Raw genomic sequence first — 6,642 nt, forward strand, 5'->3', positions numbered from 1 at the left:
GTCAAACGTACCGAAGTGAGCATCGGCCAGATTTTTGAAAACAAAGCCATCATCGCGGCTGGATTAACTGCGGGTAGCCAGGTGGTTACCTCGGGTGCACCGTATCTGGAGGATGGGAGTAAAGTCAAAGTGATCCAATAAACCCTAAATGACCCGAACTTTTCCAAGATGAAAATAGCCGAATTTTCCGTCAAAAATTACCAGTTCACCATCATCATCTTTGTGATGGTACTGTTGCTGGGACTCAGCGCCCTGTTCAATATGCCGAGGGGAGAAGATCCTCCTTTTGGTGCCCCCATCTTTGTGGTCTTAGCCGTGTATCCCGGAGCAAGCCCGGAGGACATCGAAGAGCTGCTGGCCGACCCTATCGAGGATGCCCTTTCTGAACTGGAAGACATCAAAAAAATCAACACCGACTGCGACGATGGTTTGTTGCGCCTGCAACTGGAATTCACCTACGGAGTGGACGTGGACGCCAAAAACAACGACGTCATCCGGGAAGTGAACCGCTTGCGCAGCAGCCTACCCGATGACCTTTTGCTGCTGGACATCATCCGGGCCTCTTCTTCTGATGTGGCTATTTTGCAAACCGCCATCACTTCGCCCACTGCTTCTTTCGAATCCATGAAAGACCAGGCGGAGGAGTTGAAAAAACGTTTGGAAAAAATCCGTGACCTCAAGGAAATTGAAATCCAGGCCTACCCCGAACGGGAAGTAGAAGTGGAAGTCAATCTGGAAAAAATGGCCCAAAACCGCCTGGGTTTGAACCAGGTATTAGGCGCCATTCAAGCCAACAACGTCAACATTCCCGGGGGTAGCGTAGATGTAGGTTCCAAAAAATTCAACATCGAAACCACCAGCAGCCTCGAAAATCTGGACGACTTGCGCAACGTCGTGGTGCAAAGTACCGCCGAAGGGCGAGTCGTTTACCTGCGCGACATTGCCAATGTACAATATGGGGAAGCCGACGAAGACCACATTGCCCGCTTCAATGGTACTAGGGCCATTTGGGTGATCACCAAGTTGAAAGACCGCAAAAACATCATTCAGGCCGATGCAAAAATCAAACCCGTCGTTGCGGAGTTTGCCAAAGAATTACCCGCCGACATGAAGCTGGACACCGGCTTTGACCAGGCTGTGAATGTGGAGCACCGTCTGGGAGGCCTGGGACGCGACTTTGCCATTGCCGTATTTTTGGTAATGTTGACCCTGGTGCCCCTGGGCTGGCGCGCTTCCCTGGTGGTCATGATTTCAATACCCTTGTCCCTGTCGATTGGTTTGGCGATGCTCAATTTGTTTGGTTACACACTCAACCAGTTGAGCATTGTAGGCTTGGTGGTATCCCTAGGTTTGTTGGTGGATGATAGCATTGTGATTGTGGAAAACATCGAGCGTTTTTTGCGCATGGGGTATAGTCGGAAGGATGCGGCGATTTTGGCGACCAAACAGATTGGCGTAGCCGTGATCGGTTGTACCGCCACCTTGATTCTGGCCTTTTTACCCTTGGCTTTTTTGCCTGAAGGCTCGGGCGAGTTCATCCGCAGTTTGCCCATGGCGGTGATGCTGACGGTGATTGCCTCTTTGTTTGTGGCCATTACCATTATCCCCTTTTTATCGAGCCTATTGTTGCGCCAGCACGAGCAATCAGAAGGTAATTTTTTCATGCGGGCCTTCAAACGCTATTTGAACGATCCTTACCGGGTGGTTTTGCTCTGGGGTTTCCGGCATCCGTTTTTGACCTTATTGTTTACGGGTTTGATTTTTATGGGGAGTTTGATGTTGGTGCCTAGCATTGGCTTCAGCTTGTTCCCCGCATCGGAAAAACCAATGTTCAACGTGGATATTGAAGCACCATTGGGTACCAGTCTGAAAGAAACGGATCGCATTGCCCGCAAAGTGGAAGCGGAATTGTGGCGGCACTCGCGGGTGCGCACAGTAAGCACGAACGTAGGCAAAGGCAACCCTCGGGTGTATTACAACGAGTTTCAGCGCAACCAGGCCCCCAACTACGCCCAACTCTTTGTGCAGGTAGAGTCCGAAATGCAAGTGCCCGATATTGTGGCCCTGACGGATAGTTTACGGCTGGCCTTTGATCAATTTCCCGGGGCCAAAATCCAGGTACGCCGTTTTCAGCAAGGTGCTCCTGTAGCTGCCCCCATCGAAATGCGGATTTTGGGGGACAATCTGGACACTTTGCGCAAATTGGCTTTTGTGGTGGAAAAAATGGTCAAAAGCACTGAAGGAACTGTTTATGTAACCAACCCACTGCAAACCCAAAAAACCGACCTCAAGGTCATCATCAATCGGGAAAAATCGGGGCTTCTGGGCATTCCAGTAGCCGAGGTAGCCCGTACCATCCGCATGGGCATCGCGGGTCTGGATGTGAGCGAGTTCCGCACCAACGAGGGTGAAGAATATTCGATTAAAGTATCGGTAGCGCGTACCGAACAAGAGGCCTTGGAGGTCTTTTCCCGCATTTACATCACCTCACAGAGTGGGGCTCTGATACCCTTGAACCAGATCGCAAAACTGGAACTGGGTGCTTCACCTTCACAATTGCGGCACTTCAACAAGGAGCGTTATGTGGGCATTACCAGCTTTGTCCAAACGGGCTACAATACGGCCCAATTGACCGACGAAATTCTGGCCAAGCTAGTCGAGTACCCCTTCCCCAAAGGTTATACCTATGCCGCGGGGGGTGAAAGGGAAAGTGCGGAGGAATCTTTTGGGGGAATCGAAACCATCATCATCATTTCCATCTTTGGGTTGTTGGGGATTCTGGTGCTCGAATTCCGGACTTTCAAAAGTACCATTATTGTATTGTCGGTGATTCCTCTGGGCATCATTGGAGCCTTGACCATGTTGTGGCTGATTGGCGAAACCTTGTCCTTTGTGGCCACCATCGGAATGATTGCGCTGGTGGGGATCGAGATCAAAAACTCGATTCTACTGGTGGACTATACCAATCAATTGCGCGAACAGGGCATGCCCCTGGAGCAGGCCATCACCGAAGGCGCTGAAACGCGCTTTTTGCCCATCCTGCTGACGACCATCACCGCCATTGGAGGCTTGATTCCGCTGGTACTGGAGAATTCGCCGCTGATTTCGCCGCTGGCCTGGGTTTTGATTGGAGGCTTGATCAGTTCAACTTTGTTGAGCCGGATCGTAACGCCGCTGCTGTACAAGTTGTTGCCGCCAAAGGTGGAGGTGAAGAAGGTGGTTGAGGATATTGATGAGGCTGATTTGGAGTTAGTAGCTTAAAAAGCCACAAGATTCTCCTTATTTTTTTGCAACATAAAGCGACATAATTTTTATCACAAAGGAAAAAAAGAGGGCACAGAGAACACAAAGTTAGACGTTGACAACGCTTCACTTTGTGTTCTCTGTGTCCTCTTTTTTTTCTTTGTGCTTAATAAATGCGTCGCTTTGGCTATGTTCTTTGTAATTCAAAAAACTAAGCTCTGATCATTTTTTTGAGCAACACAATTTGCCCCAAATGGTAATAACAGTGCTCGATCATGCCCTCTATGTTTCGGCGGTAAGTTCCGTATTTCGGGTCTACAAAGGCTCCATCCAACTGTTCAGTGCTCATCATTTCGACCTGTGTTGCAAAGTTTTCGGTGTTGGTCCATAAGGTGCTCAAGAGTTTATCCCAGTCTTCAGCGGATTCGATGGGCGGTAGGTCAAAACTGTATTTGTCCCGGATGTCTAAAGCGCCACCCTCAAGCACCTGCAACACCCCAGCAATGTAATAATTGAGGTGGAAGCTCAACGCCGCAATGGTGTTGAGTGTGCCGATTTTTTTCGTGGCTTCGGTCCAAGTCAGGTCAGCCAATTGATCCCGCAGATTGGTGTTGGCGATCCACTTGCCATCCAGGAGGACTTCCCGAAAGCGATTGGCTAGTTGGTGGGTGTTTTCCATGGTTTGGTGGTTTGGGTGGAAAGGATATTTCCCGGATAATTGAGATCGAGGAAATCGCTAAAGAACTAGTGTCCCTATTTTTTTATTTAGCGAGTTGTTTTAGGTTTCTGCCTTACCTAGCGCATTTTGATCGATTGTAAGTACTGAATCAAAGCCTCCGGATGATCACTTTGCAAAGCCCGGATCCCCATTTTTAGCGAAATGTCCCACTGGGCAGGATTTTCGCCGGGGTTTTGAATATCTGGCCACACCCAGGCGCCCAGTTCACCCGCTGCTTGCACCAATTCAGGGGTATAGCCGCCAACAGCTCCATCTAAGATGTCGACCGGATAGGTTTGTAAAAATTGCTGAAGGCTGGCTCGATCTTTCACCAGTTTAGGCAAACTAAGCATGGTAGGAATACCGGGCATGGCTTGTTTCCAGGCTTTGCATTTTTGCACACTTGTGTATACCACAGCACAAGTATCCATTTGGTACTGTTTGAGCAAAGCTGCGACTTTAGTGGGCTCCGAATCTTTATCGTCCAGATACAAATGAATACGTCCTTTGGCCAGGCGCAATACTTCCTCTAAGGTAGGAGGATGCAGGGCTGGTAATTGCGGAAAACGTTCATCGCGAATTTGCAGGGCTGAAAACTCCGACAAGGTCAGGTCACTAACCTTTCCGTGGCCCTGCGTAGTCCGGTCTACTGTACCATCGTGCATCACCACCAGCTGGCCATCTTTGGTTGTACGGATGTCTACTTCGATGTAATCTGCACCGACCCGAATGGCTTCATCATAGGCCAGCAGGGTGTTTTCCGGTGCATTGACGTGGTTGCCCCGATGAGCTATGACTGTAAACTGATGTTTGGCAGAGGGTAGATGTGGAGTTTGGCCCCTTAAAAAATAGGCGCTGCACAAATTTATGGTGCACAACAGGGCTAAATGGATTTTCATGGTTTTGAGTAGCTTGGTTCAAATAGGGTAATTGAGGCTTGGAGCAAAAGTAGGGGTTTTATTGGCTCAAGGCAAAGGTTCATGAGGTACTAGTTTTCACTTTTCTTCCTCAAAAAAGTAAGCTTTGGGGTTCCAATTTTGATAGCTGATTTTAGTGCTATCCAGGCGAAGGGACTTGAAGCTGGTTTCTCAATCCACCTTACTAACAGTAGGGTTTGGAAAATCCCTCAAAAAAATCTACTTTTGAATGAATAAGATACCATACGATGGCTCAAACTTTGATTGAACAATACATCGAAATCAACCCTAAAGTGATGCTGGGCAAACCAGTGATCAAAAATACCCGTATGACTGTGGAGTTGATTCTGGAAAAATTGGCTAATGGGGAGTCTATTGAAATGATTCTCGAAGAGCATCCTCGCTTAATTAAAGAGCATATTTATGCAGCCTTGGCTTTTGCCGTTTCTTCACTTAAGGGCGAGTTGTTGATTCCTACAGCGGCATGAGGACTTTAGCAAACAAAGTCGAAAATATTGTGGACACTCTGGTGATGGCATTCCGCCTACCATTGATAAAAACAAGAACTGGTACGCAGAAAATCACTTCGATCTGAAATTAATCAGAAATTTGTAATGTCCATTTTTTAAACACATGGACTAGAAATTATGAAATTCATAGCTGATGAAGGTGTGGATAGAAGTTTGGTCATTTTGCTTCGACAAAATGATTGGGATGTGTTTTATGTAGCTGAGTCAGCAAGCAGTCTTGAGGATGAGTTTGTCTTAGAATTGGCCAACTCAGAAAAACGAATTTTGATTACCAGGGATAAAGACTTCGGAGAACTGGTTTATCGACTTCAAAAAGTACATTCGGGCATCATTTTAGTACGTATGGAGGAGTTGCCTTCAAAGTCTCGCTCCCAAAAAGTCTTTGATTTCATTTCACATCATCTGGATAAATTGGAAGGATATTTTGCGGTGATTCAGCCTGGGAATGTACGGTTAAGGAAGTTGGTGGAATGAGTGTTGATGACTTTGTTATTTTATTGTTGTAATCGAGAGAAGCAGAAAATCATGCAATCAAAACAACTAGAAGTCGAGTTTGATTATTTTATGAATTCTATCCAATTCACACGAGTTTCTCGAGATGTTGGTGAGTCTCCAAATTTCAAGAATGCAGACTATGTAAATGTAGATATACAGACAGTCGTAGAACTTAAAGTAATTGAGAAAGATTATTTTGAAAATGGAGGCATTATTGATTCTTTGCACTCTTTTCTTCCCAAACCTATTGAGGTTAATGAAGAAGGAACAGGGTTGTATGAATTAAGGCTACCAGAGAAAAACCGGGAAGGAAAGCATGATAATTTTGAAGAACCGCTAAGAAGAGTATTGAAAAATGCTAATAGGCAATTACGCGATACGAGACAATACTATTTTGGTGAAAACTATTCAAATGGTTATGTCATCATTGTAATCTCGAAAACTAGTCTAATAGATACGTTTACAACGGCTAGAGTGGTTAATTCTACTTTGTCAGATTAGAAATATAGTAAATTTATGGGGTTTAAATCTAAAAAAAGATGACTGAAAAAAACTGGAATCCTACGTTAGTTGCTACGGTAGCTACTTTGTCCGAGGTAAACGTTCAGTCTTGGGGCATTGTCAGGAGTACTTGAAAGGCTTGTTTCACGAGTGCAAAAGCAACATCGAGCGAATGGCGGAACGGATACCCGAAAGCGAATATCAAAATCTGCACCACTTCATCAGCCACTCGGAGTGG

6 protein-coding genes are annotated in these 6,642 nt (G+C 46.4%); 4 read left to right on the top strand and 2 right to left on the bottom strand.

Annotation, left to right across the window (positions count from 1 at the left end; genetic code table 11):
- The first annotated feature begins 168 nt into the window (after positions 1-168).
- On the top strand, positions 169-3,261 hold the full coding sequence (locus SFV55_RS05715; protein ID WP_320028510.1) for an efflux RND transporter permease subunit: 3,093 nt from the start codon (positions 169-171) through the stop codon (positions 3,259-3,261).
- Positions 3,262-3,454: 193 nt separating this feature from the next.
- On the opposite strand, the gene SFV55_RS05720 is transcribed toward SFV55_RS05715, so the two are convergent.
- Complete coding sequence (locus tag SFV55_RS05720) at positions 3,455-3,922, bottom strand: DUF1572 domain-containing protein (protein ID WP_320028511.1); 468 nt, start codon at positions 3,920-3,922, stop codon at positions 3,455-3,457.
- Positions 3,923-4,038: 116 nt separating this feature from the next.
- Positions 4,039-4,860, bottom strand: a complete 822-nt coding sequence (locus SFV55_RS05725; RefSeq protein ID WP_320028512.1) for a glycerophosphodiester phosphodiesterase family protein — start codon at positions 4,858-4,860, stop codon at positions 4,039-4,041.
- A 266-nt stretch (positions 4,861-5,126) separates the two neighbouring features.
- On the opposite strand from SFV55_RS05725, the gene SFV55_RS05730 reads away from it, so the two are divergent.
- From SFV55_RS05730 to SFV55_RS05740, 3 genes are all read left to right on the top strand, one after another.
- Positions 5,127-5,366 (top strand): DUF433 domain-containing protein, encoded by a 240-nt coding sequence (locus tag SFV55_RS05730; RefSeq protein ID WP_320028513.1) that lies wholly within the window; start codon positions 5,127-5,129, stop codon positions 5,364-5,366.
- A gap of 159 nt (positions 5,367-5,525) precedes the next feature.
- A complete protein-coding gene (locus tag SFV55_RS05735; protein ID WP_320028514.1) occupies positions 5,526-5,882 on the top strand; it encodes a DUF5615 family PIN-like protein in 357 nt (118 codons plus the stop codon).
- A 51-nt stretch (positions 5,883-5,933) separates the two neighbouring features.
- Positions 5,934-6,404, top strand: a complete 471-nt coding sequence (locus SFV55_RS05740) for a hypothetical protein (protein ID WP_320028515.1) — start codon at positions 5,934-5,936, stop codon at positions 6,402-6,404.
- The last annotated feature ends 238 nt before the right edge of the window (positions 6,405-6,642 follow it).

Origin of the sequence: Haliscomenobacter sp. (genome assembly GCF_033763495.1) — a bacterium.
In the GTDB taxonomy this organism is placed as follows: domain Bacteria; phylum Bacteroidota; class Bacteroidia; order Chitinophagales; family Saprospiraceae; genus Haliscomenobacter.

Excerpts from the sequence above, each read along its gene's own strand:
- SFV55_RS05715 (WP_320028510.1), top strand. The coding sequence starts at position 169 with ATGAAAATAGCCGAATTTTCCGTCAAAAATTACCAGTTCACCATCATC.
- SFV55_RS05720 (WP_320028511.1), bottom strand. The coding sequence starts at position 3,922 with ATGGAAAACACCCACCAACTAGCCAATCGCTTTCGGGAAGTCCTCCTG.
- SFV55_RS05725 (WP_320028512.1), bottom strand. The coding sequence starts at position 4,860 with ATGAAAATCCATTTAGCCCTGTTGTGCACCATAAATTTGTGCAGCGCC.
- SFV55_RS05730 (WP_320028513.1), top strand. The coding sequence starts at position 5,127 with ATGGCTCAAACTTTGATTGAACAATACATCGAAATCAACCCTAAAGTG.
- SFV55_RS05735 (WP_320028514.1), top strand. The coding sequence starts at position 5,526 with ATGAAATTCATAGCTGATGAAGGTGTGGATAGAAGTTTGGTCATTTTG.
- SFV55_RS05740 (WP_320028515.1), top strand. The coding sequence starts at position 5,934 with ATGCAATCAAAACAACTAGAAGTCGAGTTTGATTATTTTATGAATTCT.